The following is a 16,417-nucleotide window of genomic DNA, read 5'->3' as shown; positions in this document are numbered from 1 at the left end:
GATGATCTGGGGAATCAGCAATACGGCCAGGTAATGACCCGGGGGTGTCATTGACAGCCGCCCGCCGGGGCTCGGATACTCCGGGTACAGAGCCGAATTATTGATTCCGTGTTACGGAAACAGCTTCGCGGTAACGGTGGCGAAACCAACGGGATGGGGAAGTCGATGGACAAGCACGGCGGCGGTGGCGGCGACCGGCCAGGGCCGGAGCGGTCGGGATCCGAGCGGTCGGGCGCGGACAAGCCGATGCACGTGGTGGTGCGGGCGCTGTCGGTGCTGACCCATCTGTCCGCGTACCGGCAGGGCCTGACCCTCCAGCAGCTGCACCAGCAGCTGGAGATCCCGGTCGGCAGCATGCACCGGGTGATGAGCACCCTGGAGCACACCGGCTTCGTCAGCCGGTCGCCCACCACCAAGCGGTACGTGCTCGGGCAGAGCGCCCTCAACCTCGGCCATGTCGAGGACTACGAACCGTTCGTCATCCAGCCGCCCGCCGCCCTGGTGGAGGCCGAACGCCGGTGCGGCGAGAGCGTGGTGCTCACCCAGCTGATCGACGGCCGGGTGGTCGCGGTGTCCATCGCCGGCACCAAGCGCCCGCTGCGGCTGTTCGTCCGGCTCGGCCAGGAAGTGCCGCTGCACGCCGCCGCGTCGGCCCGCGCGATCCTCGCGTACCAGGACCCGGCCTTCGTCGAACGGCTGCTGGCGTCGTATCCGCGTGCCTCCTTCACCTCCGGCACCGTCCGGGAGATCAACCGGCTCATCGACCACCTCGCCGTGGTACGCGAACGCGGCTTCGACGTCTGCGACAACGAGTTGGACGAGGGCGTGTGGGCGGTCTCCGCGCCGGTACGCACCGGCGCCGCAGGCCGGGTCAGCACCGCGGTGACCGTCTGCGCGGCCTGGTCAAGGGTCGCCGACCCCGCCGACCGGGCGGTCGCCGCGCGCATAGTCCTGGACGCGGCGCAGGCGCTGTCCCGGGAGCAGGGCTACGAGCGGGCCTTCGCCCCCGACCCGACGGAGGCGGAACTGACGGACCTTCTGGCGGCCGACGTCCCCCCGTCCGCCGACTTCTCCGCCCCCCGCCCCTCGCTCACCGGCGGTGACCGGCCATGACCGGCGCGGGGCCGGCGGCGCCGGACGCGGGCGCGGCTGTCCGGGTGACAGGGCGGCCGGGCACGGCCGTTCGGGCGGCGGGGGCGCCGGGCACGGCCGTCCGGGGCGCGGGGGTGCCGGCCGGGCTCGAACGGCCGGCCGCCGTACTCGCCGCCGAGTTGGCCGCCGACCTGACCGCGGCCGACCCCGCCGGCTGGCTGGCCCGCCCCTCGCTGCTGCGCCGGCTCGCCGCGGCCCTGGCCCCGGGCGCGGCCCCCACCGCCGACCGCCTGCTGGCGGTCGGGCCCGGCGCGCAGGCGCTGGGCGCGGCGGTCTCGTTGGAGACCGGCCTGCCCTTCGCCGCCCGCGCGCCCGGCGCCCCCGCACTCGGCGACCTCCACCCCGGCGAGACGGTCGTCGTTCTGGCGGTCGAGGCCGCCTCGGCTGCGGAAGCACTCGCGCTCCTGCGCGCGGCGGACTGCGTTCCGTACGCCGCCGCGGTGGTCGTCGCCGCAGGCGCCGGGACGGCGGTGCCCGGCTTCGAGCGGGGCACCGCCGTCGTCCGCAGGAGCGGCGCCGGATTCGTACCCGTCGGCGAGGACGCCGCGGCCCCCGAGCAGGAGAACCGTACGACCCGACAGGAGAGCGCCATGCCCACGAGCCCCAACCCGGTCTTCCCGCCCCCGCCGCGCGACGACCCGGCCGGCGTGGAGGAGGCCGGCGCCGCACTGGCCGCCCTCGCCGCGCGCTACCGCCCGGAAGCGGTGGTGAGCCGGGACGACACCGCGGACGTCCTGCTCGCGCACGTCGTCGCCCGCACTCTGGAGGTCGGCCGCCGCGTCGTGGTGGAGGACCTCGGACGGCTGATCGTCGAGGACGTCATACCGGGCGAACGCACGGTCGTCGTCACCCGCGGCGGCGCGCCGGGCGAGGACCTGACCCCGCTGATCCGCGCGGTGACCGGCCACGGCGCACACGTCGTGGCGGTCTGCTCCCTGACCCCGGCCCACCCCGCCACCCGCCCCGAAGGCGTGGCCCTGGCCACACCGGAGTCCGAGGCATGACCCCGCCCAAGGCAGCGCCTGCGGCCGACGCGCCCGCGCCTGACGCGGTGGCCGGCGCCCCGGCCGGTACGTCTGCGCCCGCCGGGCCTGAGGCTGACGCGCCTGCGAGCGACGGGTCCGACGCCGACGCTTCGCCGCCCGCGCCCGGATCGCCCCTGAACGACGCGCTCGTGACCGATGCGCCGGTGCCCGGCACGGTGAACGCCACACACGCAGCCGGTGCGGAGCCCGACGCCGTGGGCGCGGCGACCGTGCCGGACACTGCCGCCGACCCGCCCGGTACGCGGGTGGCCGACGCCTCGGCCGACAGGAGCGCGCCCGGCACGCGCGTGGCCGATGTCGACGCCACCGCGCCCGGCGCGGGCGGCCTCGTCGTGGACAGCGGGCGGATCGGTGCCCATCTCGCCGGCTTCGCCGCGCTCAGTGAAGGCGGGCCCGGGTGCACCCGGTTGGCGTACAGCCGGCTGGAGCGGGAGGCGCATGCCGTGTTCGCCGCGCACATGGGGGCGCTCGGGCTGGCCGTGGGGACGGATGAGGCCGGCAACACGGTCGCCGAGCTGGCCGGGACGGGGGAGGGCGGCGCCGTCGGGACCGGGTCGCACCTGGACACGGTGCCGCAGGGCGGCGGGTTCGACGGCATCGTCGGGGTCGTCGCGGCCATGGAGGTCGCCGAGGTCGTCGTCCGGCAGGGCGTACCGCACCGCAGGCCCTGGCGGTTCGTGGCCTTCGCCGCGGAGGAGGGCGCCCGCTTCGGCCAGGCCTGCAACGGCAGCCGGATGGCCGCGGGCCTGACCGGCGCCGCCGACCTGGCCGGCTTCACCGACCGGGACGGCGTCACCATGGCCGCGGCGATGGCGGCGGCGGGGCTGCGGCCCGACCGGGTGGACCGGGCGCGCTGGCGGCCCGAGGACTGGTTCGCCTTTGTCGAACTGCACATCGAGCAGGGCGAGGTGCTGCGCTCGCAGGGCCTCGGCATCGGGGTGGTGGACGTCATCTCCGGCAGCACCCGGCTGCGGGTGCGCGTCGAGGGCCGCGCCACCCACTCCGGCGGCACCCCCATGCACCTGCGCAGGGACGCGCTGGTGACCGCCGCCGAGTGCGTGGTGCTGGGCGACCGGCTCGCCCGCGACCCGCAGCACCGCGGGGTACGCGTCACGGTCGGCCGGCTCGGCGTCGAACCCGGGTCGATCACCACCGTGCCGGGCGCGGTCGAATTCTTCGTCGACATCCGCGACGTGGACCCCGTACGGCAGCGGGCCACCGCCACCGCGCTGGCCCGCGACTTCGACGCGCTCGCCCGGTCCCACGGCGTCGGGCTCAGCACGGAGGTCGTCGCCGACACCTCGCCGGTGCTGCTGCCCGGCTGGGTGGCCGACCACGCCAGGGACGCCTGCGCGGCGCTGGGCTCCGCCTACCGCGTCCTGCCGAGCGGCGCGAGCCATGACGCCCAGCAGATCAACCATGTCGTGCCGACCGGGCTGCTGTTCGTACCCAGCGACGACGGGCTCAGCCACGTACCCGAGGAGTTCACGCCCACGGACCAGATCGCCGCCGGCGTACGCGTCCTGCTGGAGACACTCCGGCGGCTGGACGGGGCGGACCGGTGACGCGCCCCGCGACCGCGGCCGGCGGCCCCGGCACCGGTGACAGCGCGTGGCGGGTGGAGCGGGTCGGTGTCGCCGGGCGGGACGGACTGTACGACCTGGTCGTCGCCGACGGGCTGATCCAGGAGCTGCGGCCCGCCCCGCCCGGGGCCTCCGGCGGCGTCGTGCTGCCAGGGCTCGTGGACCTGCACACCCATCTGCGCGAACCGGGCGGCGAGGAGGCCGAGACCCTGGCGACCGGGGCGCGGGCCGCCGCGGCCGGCGGTTTCACCGACGTCTTCGCGATGGCGAACACCGCACCGGTCACCGACACCGTGGCCCGGGTGCGCGAATTGCGGCGGCGTGCCGAGGGCCTGCCGGTCCGGGTCCACCCGGTGGCCGCGGCGACCACGGGACTCGACGGGCAGGCGCTGGTCGACGTGGCCGCGCTGGCCGCCGCGGGCGTGACCCTCTTCTCCGACGACGGGCGCTGCGTGGACGACGCGGGACTGGTGCTCGACCTGCTCACCGCGATGGCCCGGCACGGCACCGCCTTCGCCCAGCACGCGCAGAGCACCGCCATCGTCCGCGACGGGGTGGTCAACAGCCCCGTCGCCGCAGGCCTGGGCGTGCCCGGCTGGCCGGCCGCGGGAGAGGAGGCCGTCATCGGCCGTGACCTGGCGCTGGCGGCGGCGACCGGCGGCCGGCTGCACATCTGCCACGTGTCCACCGCGGGCGCCGTCGCCCTGGTGCGGGCCGCCAAACGCGACGGGCTGCCGGTCACCGCGGAGGTGACCCCGCACCACCTCGTCCTCACCGACCGGCACGCGGTCCGCCGGGGCCCCGCGCTCAAGGTCAACCCGCCGCTGCGCTCGGCCGAGGACGTGACGGCGGTGCGCGAGGCCCTGCGCGACGGCACGATCGACATCGTCGCCACCGACCACGCCCCGCACCCGGCCCGTACGAAGTCCGGTTCCTGGCTGACCGCGGCCTTCGGCCTGACGTCCCTGGAGACGGCGCTGCCGGTGGTGGCCGACGTCTTCACCGACCTGCGTACCGGCACGGTGGACTGGGCCGCGGTGGCCGCCGTGATGTCCGTACGCCCGGCGGCCGTCGGCGGCGTCGCCGACCTCGCGGGCCGCCCGACGGCGCCGGGCGAACCGGCGACCTTCTGCGTCGTACGCCCCGAGCGCTGGCGCCCGCACCCCGCCGCCCGCTTCAGCCGCTCGGCCAACTCCCCCTTCCACGGTGCCGACTTCGCCCACCGCGTCCGGCTGACCGCGCTGGCCGGCCGCCCCACCCACACCCTCCCGTAGACCGCGGACCGCAGGCCGCGAAGTGCAGGCCGCGAAGTGCGCCCGGACGCGGCTCACCCCCGCCCGGGCGAACCGGACGGGGGCGGACGGAGGCGGACGGGGGCGCGCGGAGAGCGGGGCGCCGGTCAGGCGCGCCAGGGCAGCTCGGCCGTCACGCGGGTCGGGCCGCCGGGCGGGGAGTCGACCGCGAGGACACCGTCCACGGAGTCGAGGCGCTCGGCCAGACCGGCCAGCCCGGAACCTGCCGACAGGGACGCGCCGCCGCGCCCGTTGTCGGACACGTACAGCATCAGCCGGTCCTCGACCTGCCAGACGTCCACCGAGGCGCGGGAGGCGCCGCTGTGCTTGCTGACGTTCTGCAGCAGCTCGGAGACGGTGAAGTACGCGATGCCCTCGATGGCGGGCACCGGACGGGCCGGCAGGTCCACGGTGACGGTGACCGGCACCGTGCAGCGGGCGGCGACCGCGGACAGCGCCGGGCCGAGGCCGCGGTCGGTGAGGATCGCCGGGTGGATGCCGCGGGCCAGGTCGCGCAGCTCCTGGAGGGCGATCTTGACCTCGCCGTGCGCCTCCTCGACCATGACCGCGCCCACCGCCGGGTCCTCCAGCAGCTTCTCCTTCGCCATGCCGAGGTCCATCGCGAGGGCGACGAGGCGGGCCTGCGCCCCGTCGTGCAGGTCGCGCTCGATCCGCCGCAGGTCGGCCGCGGCGGTGTCCACCACGACACCCCGGTCGGACTCCAGTTCGGTGACCCGGTCGTCCAGCCGGGAAGGGCCGAGCAGGCCGAGCACCATCATCCGGTCCACGTGGGCCATACCGCGGATCACCCAGGGCATGGCCAGCACCAGCAGCCCGCCGACGAGCACGCACAGCGCCATGTCCGCCGGGGTGTGCAGCCACCAGCCGTGCCGGCCGTCGCCGCTGCCGTACATCTGGAGGCCCTGCTGCCCGAAGTAGACCGGGAAGATCCAGCGCCACAGCGGGTACGTCAGCAGGCCCCAGCCGTAGGTGAAGAAGCTGAGGGAGACGGAGAAGGTGAAGATGCCCCACGGGAAGTGCAGCAGCGTGTAGATGGCGTGCCGCCAGTTGACGCCGCTGCCGAGCTGGGCACCCATCCTGGCCAGGAAGCCCTTGCCCTTGGTGCGGACCGGCCCCGGCTCGTCCACGTCGAGCAGCAGCAGCCCGCGGGCCCTGCCGCGCTCGACCCGGCCGATCGCCCGGCAGCCGCCCAGGCTCAGCACCAGCAGCGGCAGCCCGATGAAGGTGATGAGCAGGCCCGCGCTGAGCGAGAGCATCGTGACGGTCCACACGAAGCCGGTGACGGCCATCGGCAGGTTCAGCAGCGCGTAGCCGAACTCCCGCCACGTCCTGGCCTCGAAGGGCGCCCGCACCGCGACCGGGACGCGGTGCCGCTCCTGCTCCTGAGCCTCGTAGCCGTACGCCATGGTCGGGACCGCCCTTTCCGCGCTGCTCGTCATACCCCAAGACTCGCCCGGCGGGGATCGCGGACCCATGGTGCCGATCGGTCTCTTCGGGGTGGGGTTACCCCTACCCGGGGCCGTCCGCCGCCCGGCACGCGTCCGCCCCGCACAGCCGCGGGGCCGTGCGGGGCGGACACCGGTGTCGGCGCGTCAGCCTGTCATGAGAACGTGCAGGTGGTGGACCCGATGGGGAGGTTGTTGCCGGTCGAGTTGGCCGTGAAGCCGAACGTGGTGTTCCCGTCCGGGGCGATCGTGCCGTTGTAGGCGGCGTTGGTCACGCTCACGGCCCCGCCGCTGGTGGTCAGGGTGCCGTTCCACAGGCTGCTGATCTGCGTCCCGGTGCCCGGCGTCCAGTTGACCTTCCAGTGGCTCGTCGGCGAGGTCCCGTGGTTCATGACCTCGACCTCGCCCTGGAAACCGCCGCTCCAGGCGTTGGTCACCGAGTACATGGCCATGCAGGTGCCGTCGCCCGGCGGGGTGGTGGGGGGCGGGGTGGTCGGCGGCTGCGAGGTGGGCGGCGGGGTCGTCGGGGGCTGCGAGGTGGGGGGAGGGGTGGTCGGCGGCTGGGACGTGGGCGGCGGCGTGGTCGGCGGGGTGGTGCTGCCGAGGTGGATGCCGGTGACCTCGCCGTGGCCGCCGTCGAAGGCGACGTCGGAGCAGGAGAAGAAGTTCTCGTTGCTGTCGGAGCGCACCCACTGGATGAAGATCAGCGCGTTGCCCGTACGGCCCGCGGGCAGCGCCTGGTCCCAGTAGTAGTGGCCGCCGTCGGTGCCCGGCGAGCCCACCGCGGGCGGGTTGGTGCTGGTCCCGATCGGGTCCAGGTCGGCCCAGGCCAGCGGGGTGGTCGGGGACCAGCCCTGCTTGGTCACGTAGATGTGGAACGTGCCCGGGTGCGCGGCCCAGTTGCTGTACTGGAGCTGGATCGTGGAGCCGGACGTCAGGTGCGTGCGCGGCCAGTCGTCGCGGGCCGCGTTGTAGGCGGAGAAGTCGTACGGCGACTTGTTGCCCGCGCTGCACAGCGTCCCGTCGGGCACGTAGCCGGAGGTGCGGCCGGCCGCGTTGGAGTCGAGCACCGCGAACCAGTTGTAGAGCGGCGTCGTACCGCTCTGGGCGACCGCCGCGGCACAGGCCGGGTTGGTCGGGGTGAGCGCGCCGGTGGGGGTCTTGGCGTCCTGGTAGCAGAGGTACGTACGCGAGCCGGGCGCCATCGCGACGCCGTGCGCCTGGGCGGAGCCCTGGCCGAGCAGGACGATGCCGAGGGCCGAGAGCAGCGTGGCGAGGGCAGCGATTAAGGAGAGCTTCCTGTTTCTCTTCGAGTTTCTCTTCAAGGTGGTGACCTTTCCGGGAACGTCCCCGGGGCCGTGGCCCACCGCAGCCGGGTCCCCGGGGGTGGGGGGTAGGCGGGAGACTCCATGGGAGCGCTCCCATTCGCGAAGCTAACAGCACATCAAGGACGTGTAAACAGCTCGATCACAGGTACATGCCAAAGTCGGCGCGCCACGTCCCGCAGGCCGCGGCGCGCCGGGCAGGGTCAGCTCCGGCTGGGTGCCGCCTCGCTGCCGCCTCGGTGCTGATTCAGGTCTGATTCAGTGCTGCTTCACCGCTGCGGCCGGCGGAAGTCGCGGTCGCGCCAGGGGAGTTCCGCCGTCACGACGGTCGGGCCGCCGGCCGGAGAGGCGACCACGAAGAGGCCGTCCACCGAGTCGAGGCGCTCCGCGAGCCCCGCCAGGCCCGAGCCCGCCGACACGTCGGCGCCGCCGCGGCCGTCGTCGCGCACCTGGATCATCAGCCGGTCGGAGCTGCGCCACAGGTCCACCGAGGCGTGCGAGGCGCCGCTGTGCTTGCTGACGTTCTGCAGCAGCTCGGAGACGGTGAAGTAGGCGATGCCCTCGATCGCCTCGGCCGGGCGGGCGGGCAGGTCCGCGGTGACCGAGACCGGGACCGTGCAGCGGGTGGCCACCGACGACAGGGCGGCGTCCAGGCCGCGGTCGGTGAGGATAGCCGGGTGGATGCCGCGGGCCAGGTCGCGCAGCTCCTGGAGGGCGACCTTCACCTCGCCGTGCGCCTCGTCGACCATCCGGGCCGCCGCCTCGGGGTCTTCGAGCAGCTTCTCCCTGGCCAGGCCGAGGTCCATCGCGAGGGCGACGAGGCGGGCCTGCGCCCCGTCGTGCAGGTCGCGCTCGATCCGCCGCAGGTCGGCCGCGGCGGTGTCCACCACGACACCCCGGTCGGACTCCAGTTCCGCGATCCGCTGCTCCAGCTCGTCGGACGGCTGGAGCAGCCCGCGTACCAGCGCCCGGTCCACCGCCGACATCCCGCGGGACAGGAACGGCAGCACAGGCCAGGCGACGAAGAGCGAGGTCAGCGTCACGGTGAAGGTGACGATGCCCCACGGCAGCCGGATGGCCAGATACAGCGCGTGCCGCCAGGCCACCGGATCCTTCAGCGTGACCCACAGCCAGGGCAGGAAGCCCAGGTTGCCGGGCCGCAGCGGACGGGGGTCGTCCACCTGCACCCCCAGCAGCCTGCGCGCCCTGGCCCGCTCCACCGTGCCCAGCATCCGGCAGCCCAGCAGGCCCATCGCGAGCAGCGGCAGGCCGATCACGGTGACCGACAGGCCCGCGCCGATCGACAGCGTCGCGACGACGTAGACGAAGCCGAGGATCGACATCGGGAGGTTGAGCAGCAGGTTGAGGATCTCCTTCCACGTCACGGCGTCGAAGGCGAAGCGCGGCGGCGGGAGGGCGGCGCTGTCGGCCGGGTCGGCCGCGGCGGCGGTGACCGTGCGGGATGCGGAGGGCGGCGAGGCGTTCATGGCCCCAGCCTGCCGGGGGAGCGGCCTCCCGCGCCATGGGGGGAGTGGGCGGGAGCTGGGTGGGGTTATCCCCAGGTGGGCCGCGGTGGCGGTGCGGCGGCCGGGCCGCTGTCCCCGGGTGGGCTGCGGGAGGCCGGTCCTGCGGCCGGGGCGTTGTGCCCGGGTGGACGCGGAGGGGCCGTCCCGCGGCGGAGCCGTCCGGCTGAGGGGACACGGCGGACCGTGCCGAACAGGCCAGGGCCTAGACTCCCCCCGTATGGATCGGCTAAAGATCCAACCGGATCGCTGGACACCACCGGTCGATGAGTGAACGAGTCAACGAGGGGCGGACGGACGTGGACTACTTCCACGGCTACTCGGTCGTCGGCCTGGTCGCAGTCGTCGGTGTGCTCTTCGTGTCCGTCGCCTTCGCCTCCGGCCGCCTGCTGCGGCCGGTCGTGCCGACGCCGGAGAAGATGCTCACCTACGAATGCGGGGTCGACCCGGTCGGCGAGGACTGGGCGCACACCCAGATCCGCTACTACGTGTACTCCTTCCTTTACGTGATCTTCGCGGTCGACGCGATCTTCCTCTTCCCCTGGGCGACGGTCTTCGCCGCGCCCGGTTACGGGGGCACGACGCTGGTGGAGATGTTCGTCTTCATCGGCTTCCTCGCGGTCGGGCTGCTCTACGCCTGGAAGAAGGGCGTCCTGGAATGGACCTGACCCCGGCCGCTTCGGCGGCCCAGGCTGCTGCTTCCGGCGGCTCCGGCGTTCCTGGCGTCCCCGGCTCCAGCGTCGCTGGCTCCGGCTTCGGCTCCGGCTCCGACGGTGCGGGAGGCGCGGGTGGCGCCTCCGTCGCACCGCCCGAGCTGCTTCCCGAGCCGCGCCGGCTCGGCCCGCTGTCCCGGCTGGCGCCCGAGCCGATGAAGGTGGTCCTGAACTGGGGCCGCCGCTACAGCCTGTGGGTCTTCAACTTCGGCCTCGCCTGCTGCGCGATCGAGTTCATCGCCGCCTCCATGGCCCGGCACGACTTCATCCGGCTCGGCGTGATCCCGTTCGCCCCCGGGCCGCGGCAGGCCGACCTGATGATCGTCTCGGGCACGGTGACGGACAAGATGGCCCCGGCCGTCAAACGGCTCTACGAGCAGATGCCCGAGCCGAAGTACGTCATCTCCTTCGGCGCCTGCTCCAACTGCGGCGGCCCGTACTGGGACTCGTACTCGGTGACCAAGGGCGTCGACCAGATCATCCCGGTCGACGTCTACGTCCCCGGCTGCCCGCCGCGGCCCGAGGCGCTGCTCCAGGGCATCCTCAAGCTCCAGGAGAAGATCGCCCGCGAGTCGCTGGCGGAGCGGTACGCGCCCGCCAGGCCGTCCGTCCAGGCGCTGACCAGCGGGCTCGTCACCCCGCCGGCCGCACCGGGTGCCGCGTCCGGGCCGGACACCGGTTCTGGCTCCGGCGCCGCTACGGGTACGGGTTCCGCTCCGGGGTCCGGTTCTGATTCCGCTTCCGGTTCCGGTTCAGGCTCGGGGGACACGCTGTGACGGGCTGGCTGCCGCGCGAGGCCGCGGAGATCTTCGGCGCGGGCGCCACCGCCGAGGAGGCGTACGACCTGCTGACCGTCGATGTGCCGCCCGAGGCGTGGGTGGCGGCGCTGACCACGGCCCGCGACGAGCTGGGCTGCACCTTCTTCGACTGGCTGAGCGCGGTCGACGAGCCCGGCACCGGCTTCCGGGTGTGCGCGCACGTGGTGGCCCTGCACTCCGCCGGTGCCGCGGGCGGCGGCGGCGTACGGCGGCTGCTGCTGCGGACGACCGTCGGGCACGACGATCCCGCCGTCCCCACCGCGACCGGCGTCTACTCGGGCGCGGCCTGGCACGAGCGGGAGACGTACGAGATGTTCGGCGTCGCCTTCACCGGGCACCCCGGGCTCCTGCCGCTGCTGCTGCCCGAGGAGTTCGAGGGACACCCGCTGCGCAAGGACTTCGTGCTCGCCGCCCGGGTCGCGAAGGCCTGGCCGGGCGCGAAGGAGCCGGGGGAGTCGCACGACGGCGGCCCCAAGCGGCGGCAGATGCAGCCGCCCGGGGTGCCGGACCCGAACGAGTGGGGCCCGCTCAAGGGCCAGCTCCCGGCTGCCCCCGCCCGCCCGGCCCGTGCCGCCCGCGGTGCCGCGGCCCCCGGCGAGCGGCCGGCCCGGCGCACCCGCAGCGTGACCGAGGGCTCCGCGAGCCAGACCCCGGACGCGCCCTGGCAGCGTCCGGCGGCGGCCCCGCAGGCCCCGCCCCCGCAGGAGCCGCCCACTGCGGAGCCGCCGGTTGCCGGGCCCTCACCGGCTGAGCCGCCCGCCCCGCAGGAGCCGCCCGCCGCCGAACCCCCGGCCGCCGGGCCTCCCGTCTCGGAAGACCCGCCCGCCGCGGAGCCGCCGGCCGCAGAGCCCCCGGCCCCGGAGGAACCCCCCGCCGCTGAGCCGCCCGCTCCGAAGGAACCGCCCGCAGAAGGAGGCGACCGCACGTGAACGACACGCTTGACGTCGTCCTGCGGCTGGTCGCCGTCCTCGTCGTCTTCCTGACCTTCCCGCTGCTGGTCGGGCAGGCCGAGCACAAGGTCATGGCGCACATGCAGGGCCGGCTCGGCCCGATGTACGCCGGCGGCTTCCACGGCTGGGCGCAGCTCGTCGCCGACGGGGTGAAGTTCGCCCAGAAGGAGGACATCGTCCCGGCCGACGCCGACCGCCGGGTCTTCCAGCTCGCGCCCGCGGTGGCCCTGCTGCCGTATCTGCTGGTGCTCATCGTGATCCCGGTCGGCCCCAACGGCTTCGTCGGGCAGACCGTGGACGCCGGGCTGATCCTCGTCCTGGCCGTGATGGGCGTCGGCGTGCTCGGCTCGCTCATGGCCGGCTGGGCGTCGGCCAACAAGTTCTCGCTGCTCGGCGGCCTGCGCACGGCCGCCCAGCTGATGGCGTACGAGCTGCCGATGCTGCTGACCGCCGCCTCCGTGGCGATGGCGGCCGGCACCCTGTCGCTGCCCGGCATCCTCGACGGCTACCACTGGTGGTGGACGCCCTGGCAACTGGTCGGCGGCCTCGTCTTCTTCACCGCCGGGCTCGCCGAGCTCCAGCGCCCGCCGTTCGACATGCCGGTCGCCGACTCCGAGATCATCTTCGGCGCCTACACCGAATACACCGGGCTGCGCTTCGCGCTGTTCCTGCTCGCCGAGTACGCCGGCATCGTCGTGCTGTGCGCGCTGACCACGGTGCTCTTCCTCGGCGGCTGGCACGGCCCGTGGTCGGGCAGCGCCGGGTGGGTGTGGACGCTGGTCAAGACCGCGCTGCTGGCCTTCGTCGTGATCTGGCTGCGGGTCAGCTATCCGCGGCTGCGCGAGGACCAGTTGCAGAAGCTCGCCTGGACCGTGCTCATCCCGCTGTCCCTCGCCCAGATCGCCCTGACCGGCGTCGTCAAGGTGGTGATCTCCTAGCCATGCCCCCCATCCCCGGATCCGGTCTCGCCAAGGGCCTGGCCGTCACCCTGCGGACCATGACGAAGCGCACCGTCACCGCCCAGTACCCCGACACGCAGCCCGAACTCCCGCCGCGCAGCCGCGGGGTGATCGCGCTGTTCGAGGAGAACTGCACGGTGTGCATGCTGTGCGCGCGCGAGTGCCCCGACTGGTGCATCTACATCGACTCCCACAAGGAGACCGCGCCGCCGGCCGCCCCCGGCGGGCGGGAGCGCAGCCGCAACGTCCTGGACCGTTTCGCCATCGACTTCTCCCTGTGCATGTACTGCGGTATCTGTATCGAGGTGTGCCCCTTCGACGCGCTGTTCTGGTCACCGGAGTTCGAGTACGCGGAGACGGACATCCTCGACCTCACCCACGAACGCGACAAACTGCGGGACTGGATGTGGACGGTCCCCGCCCCGCCCGCGCTCGACCCCGCGGCGGAGGAGCCGAAGGAGATCGCCGCGGCCCGCAAGGCGGCGGAGAAGGCGGAGAAGGCCGCGGCTGCGGCTGCCGCCGAGGAGCAGAACGCCGCCGAACAGGCTGCCCCCGGGCAGGGCGCTCCTGAGCGGGGCGCTCCTGAGCGGGGCGACGGGCAGAGCGACGAGCAGGGGAAGGGTGACGCGTGAACGTCAGCGCCGCCGCCCACCATCCCGGCTTCCTCTCCCCGACCGGCGTCGAGATCACCTTCGTCCTGATCGGCCTCGCCACCCTCGGCGCGGCCCTGCTGACCGTCACCACCCGGCAGCTGGTGCACGCCGCCCTGTGGCTGGTCGTCGCGCTCGGCGGCCTGGCCGTCGAGTACCTGCTGCTCACCGCCGAATTCATCGCCTGGGTGCAGGTGCTGATCTATGTGGGTTCCGTCGTCGTCCTCCTCCTCTTCGGCCTGATGCTGACCAAGGCGCCCATCGGCCGCTCCCCGGACGCCGATTCGGAGAACCGGCTGGTCGCCCTCGTGGTCGCGGTCGCCGCCGCTGCCGCCCTGGTGTGGGTGGTGGTGGACGCCTTCCGTACCACCTGGATCAATCTGCACGGCGTCGCGCAGGGCTCATCCCGGGCCACCGGCGAAAGCCTCTTCCGGCACTGGGTGCTGCCCTTCGAGGCGCTGTCGGTGCTGCTGCTGGCCGCGCTGGTCGGCGCGATCGTGCTGTCCCGCCGCGACACCGGTGACCCCGCCGGCACTGCCGTCCCCGCCGGCGCGCCCGCCGACGGCAAGGAGCGCAGCTGATGCACCTCGCCTATCCCGCCGTCCTCGCCGTCCTCCTCTTCTGCGTCGGCCTCTACGGTGTGCTCGCCCGCCGCAACGCGATCCTCGTCCTGATGTCCGTCGAGCTGATGCTCAACGCCGTCAACCTCAACCTGGTCGCCTTCGACGTCTGGCTGCGCGACTCCCTGCACGCCGGCCAGGCGCTCACCCTTTTCACCATCACCATCGCCGCCGCCGAGATCGGCCTCGGCCTGGCGATCGTGCTGCTGGTCTTCCGCAACCGCGGCAGCTCCGACATCGACCGGCTCACCGGCCTCGCGGAACCCGACGCACCCGACGTGACGCCCGCACCCGCGGCGGACGACGAGAAGGCAGAGGCCTCCGCGTGACCCTGATCGCCCTTGCCGCGCTCGTACCCCTCCTGCCCTTGCTGGGCGCGGCCGCCGGACTGCTGCTCGGCCGGCGCGCGCCCGGCTTCGTCCGCCCGCTGGCCGTCATGCCCACCGCGGTCGCCTTCGTGCTCGCCGCGGTCACCGCCGCGCGGCAGGGCACCGGCGCGCCCACCGACGGCGCGCACCGGCTGACCGTCACCGGGTCCGTACCGATCGACCTGTCCCTGCACCTGGACGGCTTCTCGGTGCTGATCGCGGTCCTGGTCGGCCTGGTCGCGACCTGCGTGCAGCTCTACTCCGTCTCCTATCTGCGCGACGACCCGCGCTATCCGTCGTACGCCGCTCTGGTCTCGCTCTTCACCTCCGCGATGCTGCTGGTCGTCTACTCGGGCGACCTGATGGTGCTGCTGGTCGGCTGGGAGGTCATGGGCATCTGCTCCTACTTCCTGGTCGGGCACTACTGGGAGACCGAGACCGCCCGCGCCGCCTCGATCAAGGCCTTCCTGGTCACCAAGCTCGGCGACGTCCCCTTCCTGATCGGGGTGTTCGCGCTCGCCACCGACGCGCACACCTTCCGTATCTCCGGCATCCTCGGCGCCGCCACCCACGGGCAGCTGCACCACCCCACCGTGGTCGCGCTGCTGCTGCTCGCCGGGGTCGCGGGCAAGTCCGCGCAATTCCCGCTGCACACCTGGCTGCCCGACGCCATGGCAGGCCCCACCCCGGTGTCCGCGCTGATCCACGCGGCCACCATGGTCGCGGCCGGCATCTACCTGGTGGCCAGGCTGCTGCCGGTCTTCACCGCGTCGGCCGCCGCGCTGGCCGTGCTTGCCGCGATGGCCGCCGTGACGATGGTCGGCTCCGCGCTCGCCGCCCTCGCGCAGGACGACATCAAACGCGTGCTGGCCTACTCCACGATCGGTCAGCTCGGCTACATGGCCGGCGCCCTGGCCGTCGGCGACCGCGACGCCGCCGTCTTCCACCTCCTCTCGCACGGCGCCTTCAAGGCCCTGCTCTTCCTGGGCGCGGGCGTCGTCATCCACGCCGCCGGCACCAACTCGCTCACCGCGATGTCCCGGATGGGCTCGCTCGGCAAACGCGTCCCCGACGCCATGTGGACGATGGGCCTGGCCCTCGCCGCCCTCGCCGCCCTCCCTCCGCTGTCCGGCTTCTTCTCCAAGGAATCGGTGCTGCGCGCCGCCGAGCACGCCTCGTCCGGCGACACCGCGCACGTGCCGTCGGCGGTCGGCTGGACCGTGCTGGTCGCGGGACTCGCCGCGGCCGTGCTCACCGCCGGCTACGCGACCCGGCTCTTCCTGCTGGCCTTCCGCGGCAGCGGCCCCGACGCCCCCGACCACGGCAGGCAGCCGGTCGTGATGACCAGCGTGCTGTGGGTGCTGGCCGTCCCCACCCTCGCCTTCGGCGGCCTCACCTACCGCGAGCTGCCCGACTGGTTCGGCGGCGCCCCGCTCGGCCCGACCCTGCTCACCTCCGTCCTCGGTACCGGACTGGCCCTCGTGGGCGTCCTCATCACCTACGGCGCCTGGTCCGCGAGCACCGCGACCCGCAAGGAGGTACCCGTCGGAGCCGTCGTCACCGCCGACCCCGACGCGGAGCCCGCGCTCGTCGAGGCCGAGGCGATCGCCACCCACCAGGCGATCTACGGCGACATCGCCGCCGCGGACGACCCCGGCGACCCGGGCCGGCTGCTGCTCGGCCCGCTGCACCCGCTCGCCGCCCACGGCTTCCGCCTCGACGCCGTCTACAGCGCGCTCTTCGTCCGCCCGGTGCTCGCCGCCGCGAACCTGGTCCGCTTCCTGGACCGCGAGGTCATCGAGACCTACGTCCGCGGCGCGGGCGGCACCCCGCGACTGCTGGGCGCGGCCGTCCGCAAGGCCCAGACCGGAAACGTCCAGACCTACCTCAGCGCGCTGCTGGCCGGCGCCGTGGTGCTCGCCGTCCTCGTCGCCGTCGGAGGCTGAGAACCA

General features: G+C 74.0%; 15 protein-coding genes. 12 read left to right on the top strand and 3 right to left on the bottom strand.

Features of this window, described 5'->3' with window-relative positions; translation table 11 throughout:
* The first annotated feature begins 165 nt into the window (after window positions 1–165).
* From OHA86_RS14835 to OHA86_RS14820, 4 genes are all read left to right on the top strand, one after another.
* Window positions 166–1,113 (top strand): IclR family transcriptional regulator, encoded by a 948-nt coding sequence (locus OHA86_RS14835; protein WP_329175693.1) that lies wholly within the window; start codon window positions 166–168, stop codon window positions 1,111–1,113.
* On the top strand, window positions 1,110–2,156 hold the full coding sequence (locus OHA86_RS14830) for a hypothetical protein (RefSeq protein WP_329175691.1): 1,047 nt from the start codon (window positions 1,110–1,112) through the stop codon (window positions 2,154–2,156). The genes OHA86_RS14835 and OHA86_RS14830 overlap by 4 nt, the downstream gene beginning before the upstream one ends.
* A gap of 170 nt (window positions 2,157–2,326) precedes the next feature.
* Window positions 2,327–3,763: a Zn-dependent hydrolase gene (locus OHA86_RS14825; RefSeq protein WP_329175689.1), complete on the top strand. Its 1,437-nt coding sequence runs from the start codon at window positions 2,327–2,329 to the stop codon at window positions 3,761–3,763.
* 53 nt (window positions 3,764–3,816) lie between these two features.
* Entirely contained in the window at window positions 3,817–5,055 is a 1,239-nt protein-coding gene (locus OHA86_RS14820) for a dihydroorotase (RefSeq protein WP_443071992.1), read from the top strand.
* Window positions 5,056–5,180: 125 nt separating this feature from the next.
* Here the strand turns inward: OHA86_RS14820 and OHA86_RS14815 are convergent, their stop codons facing one another.
* From OHA86_RS14815 to OHA86_RS14805, 3 genes are all read right to left on the bottom strand, one after another.
* Window positions 5,181–6,533 carry a sensor histidine kinase gene (locus OHA86_RS14815; RefSeq protein ID WP_443071730.1) on the bottom strand — a complete coding sequence of 451 codons (1,353 nt, stop codon included), beginning with the start codon at window positions 6,531–6,533 and terminating at the stop codon, window positions 5,181–5,183.
* Window positions 6,534–6,694: 161 nt separating this feature from the next.
* The gene (locus OHA86_RS14810) at window positions 6,695–7,864 is read right to left on the bottom strand and encodes a lytic polysaccharide monooxygenase (RefSeq protein WP_329175686.1); all 1,170 of its coding nucleotides are present in this window, start codon (window positions 7,862–7,864) and stop codon (window positions 6,695–6,697) included.
* Between the two features lie 269 nt (window positions 7,865–8,133).
* A complete protein-coding gene (locus OHA86_RS14805) occupies window positions 8,134–9,351 on the bottom strand; it encodes a sensor histidine kinase (protein WP_329175685.1) in 1,218 nt (405 codons plus the stop codon).
* Between the two features lie 302 nt (window positions 9,352–9,653).
* Between OHA86_RS14805 and OHA86_RS14800 the strand changes: the two genes are divergently transcribed.
* The 8 genes from OHA86_RS14800 to OHA86_RS14765 are packed head-to-tail and all read left to right on the top strand — an operon-like array spanning window position 9,654 to window position 16,411.
* Entirely contained in the window at window positions 9,654–10,055 is a 402-nt protein-coding gene (locus OHA86_RS14800; RefSeq protein ID WP_329175684.1) for an NADH-quinone oxidoreductase subunit A, read from the top strand.
* Window positions 10,046–10,876, top strand: a complete 831-nt coding sequence (locus OHA86_RS14795) for an NADH-quinone oxidoreductase subunit B (RefSeq protein ID WP_329175681.1) — start codon at window positions 10,046–10,048, stop codon at window positions 10,874–10,876. The genes OHA86_RS14800 and OHA86_RS14795 overlap by 10 nt, the downstream gene beginning before the upstream one ends.
* Entirely contained in the window at window positions 10,873–11,847 is a 975-nt protein-coding gene (locus tag OHA86_RS14790) for an NADH-quinone oxidoreductase subunit C (RefSeq protein ID WP_329175679.1), read from the top strand. The genes OHA86_RS14795 and OHA86_RS14790 overlap by 4 nt, the downstream gene beginning before the upstream one ends.
* On the top strand, window positions 11,844–12,806 hold the full coding sequence (locus OHA86_RS14785; protein ID WP_329175677.1) for a complex I subunit 1/NuoH family protein: 963 nt from the start codon (window positions 11,844–11,846) through the stop codon (window positions 12,804–12,806). Before OHA86_RS14790 ends, OHA86_RS14785 begins: the two co-directional genes overlap by 4 nt.
* A 2-nt stretch (window positions 12,807–12,808) precedes the next feature.
* Window positions 12,809–13,459, top strand: coding sequence for a NuoI/complex I 23 kDa subunit family protein (locus OHA86_RS14780; RefSeq protein WP_329175675.1), 651 nt, complete (start codon window positions 12,809–12,811; stop codon window positions 13,457–13,459).
* The gene (locus OHA86_RS14775; protein ID WP_329175673.1) at window positions 13,456–14,058 is read left to right on the top strand and encodes an NADH-quinone oxidoreductase subunit J family protein; all 603 of its coding nucleotides are present in this window, start codon (window positions 13,456–13,458) and stop codon (window positions 14,056–14,058) included. Before OHA86_RS14780 ends, OHA86_RS14775 begins: the two co-directional genes overlap by 4 nt.
* On the top strand, window positions 14,058–14,426 hold the full coding sequence (gene nuoK, locus OHA86_RS14770; protein WP_329175672.1) for an NADH-quinone oxidoreductase subunit NuoK: 369 nt from the start codon (window positions 14,058–14,060) through the stop codon (window positions 14,424–14,426). Before OHA86_RS14775 ends, nuoK begins: the two co-directional genes overlap by 1 nt.
* Window positions 14,423–16,411 carry an NADH-quinone oxidoreductase subunit 5 family protein gene (locus OHA86_RS14765; protein ID WP_329175670.1) on the top strand — a complete coding sequence of 663 codons (1,989 nt, stop codon included), beginning with the start codon at window positions 14,423–14,425 and terminating at the stop codon, window positions 16,409–16,411. Before nuoK ends, OHA86_RS14765 begins: the two co-directional genes overlap by 4 nt.
* Window positions 16,412–16,417 lie beyond the last annotated feature (6 nt).

The organism is Streptomyces sp. NBC_01477, from assembly GCF_036227245.1.
GTDB lineage: Bacteria > Actinomycetota > Actinomycetes > Streptomycetales > Streptomycetaceae > Actinacidiphila.
This window is presented reverse-complemented; position numbering and strand designations above follow the sequence as displayed.

Excerpts from the sequence above, each read along its gene's own strand:
- OHA86_RS14835 (WP_329175693.1), top strand. The coding sequence starts at position 166 with ATGGACAAGCACGGCGGCGGTGGCGGCGACCGGCCAGGGCCGGAGCGG.
- OHA86_RS14830 (WP_329175691.1), top strand. The coding sequence starts at position 1,110 with ATGACCGGCGCGGGGCCGGCGGCGCCGGACGCGGGCGCGGCTGTCCGG.
- OHA86_RS14815 (WP_443071730.1), bottom strand. The coding sequence starts at position 6,533 with ATGACGAGCAGCGCGGAAAGGGCGGTCCCGACCATGGCGTACGGCTAC.
- OHA86_RS14805 (WP_329175685.1), bottom strand. The coding sequence starts at position 9,351 with ATGAACGCCTCGCCGCCCTCCGCATCCCGCACGGTCACCGCCGCCGCG.
- OHA86_RS14800 (WP_329175684.1), top strand. The coding sequence starts at position 9,654 with ATGAGTGAACGAGTCAACGAGGGGCGGACGGACGTGGACTACTTCCAC.
- OHA86_RS14795 (WP_329175681.1), top strand. The coding sequence starts at position 10,046 with ATGGACCTGACCCCGGCCGCTTCGGCGGCCCAGGCTGCTGCTTCCGGC.
- OHA86_RS14780 (WP_329175675.1), top strand. The coding sequence starts at position 12,809 with ATGCCCCCCATCCCCGGATCCGGTCTCGCCAAGGGCCTGGCCGTCACC.
- nuoK (WP_329175672.1), top strand. The coding sequence starts at position 14,058 with ATGCACCTCGCCTATCCCGCCGTCCTCGCCGTCCTCCTCTTCTGCGTC.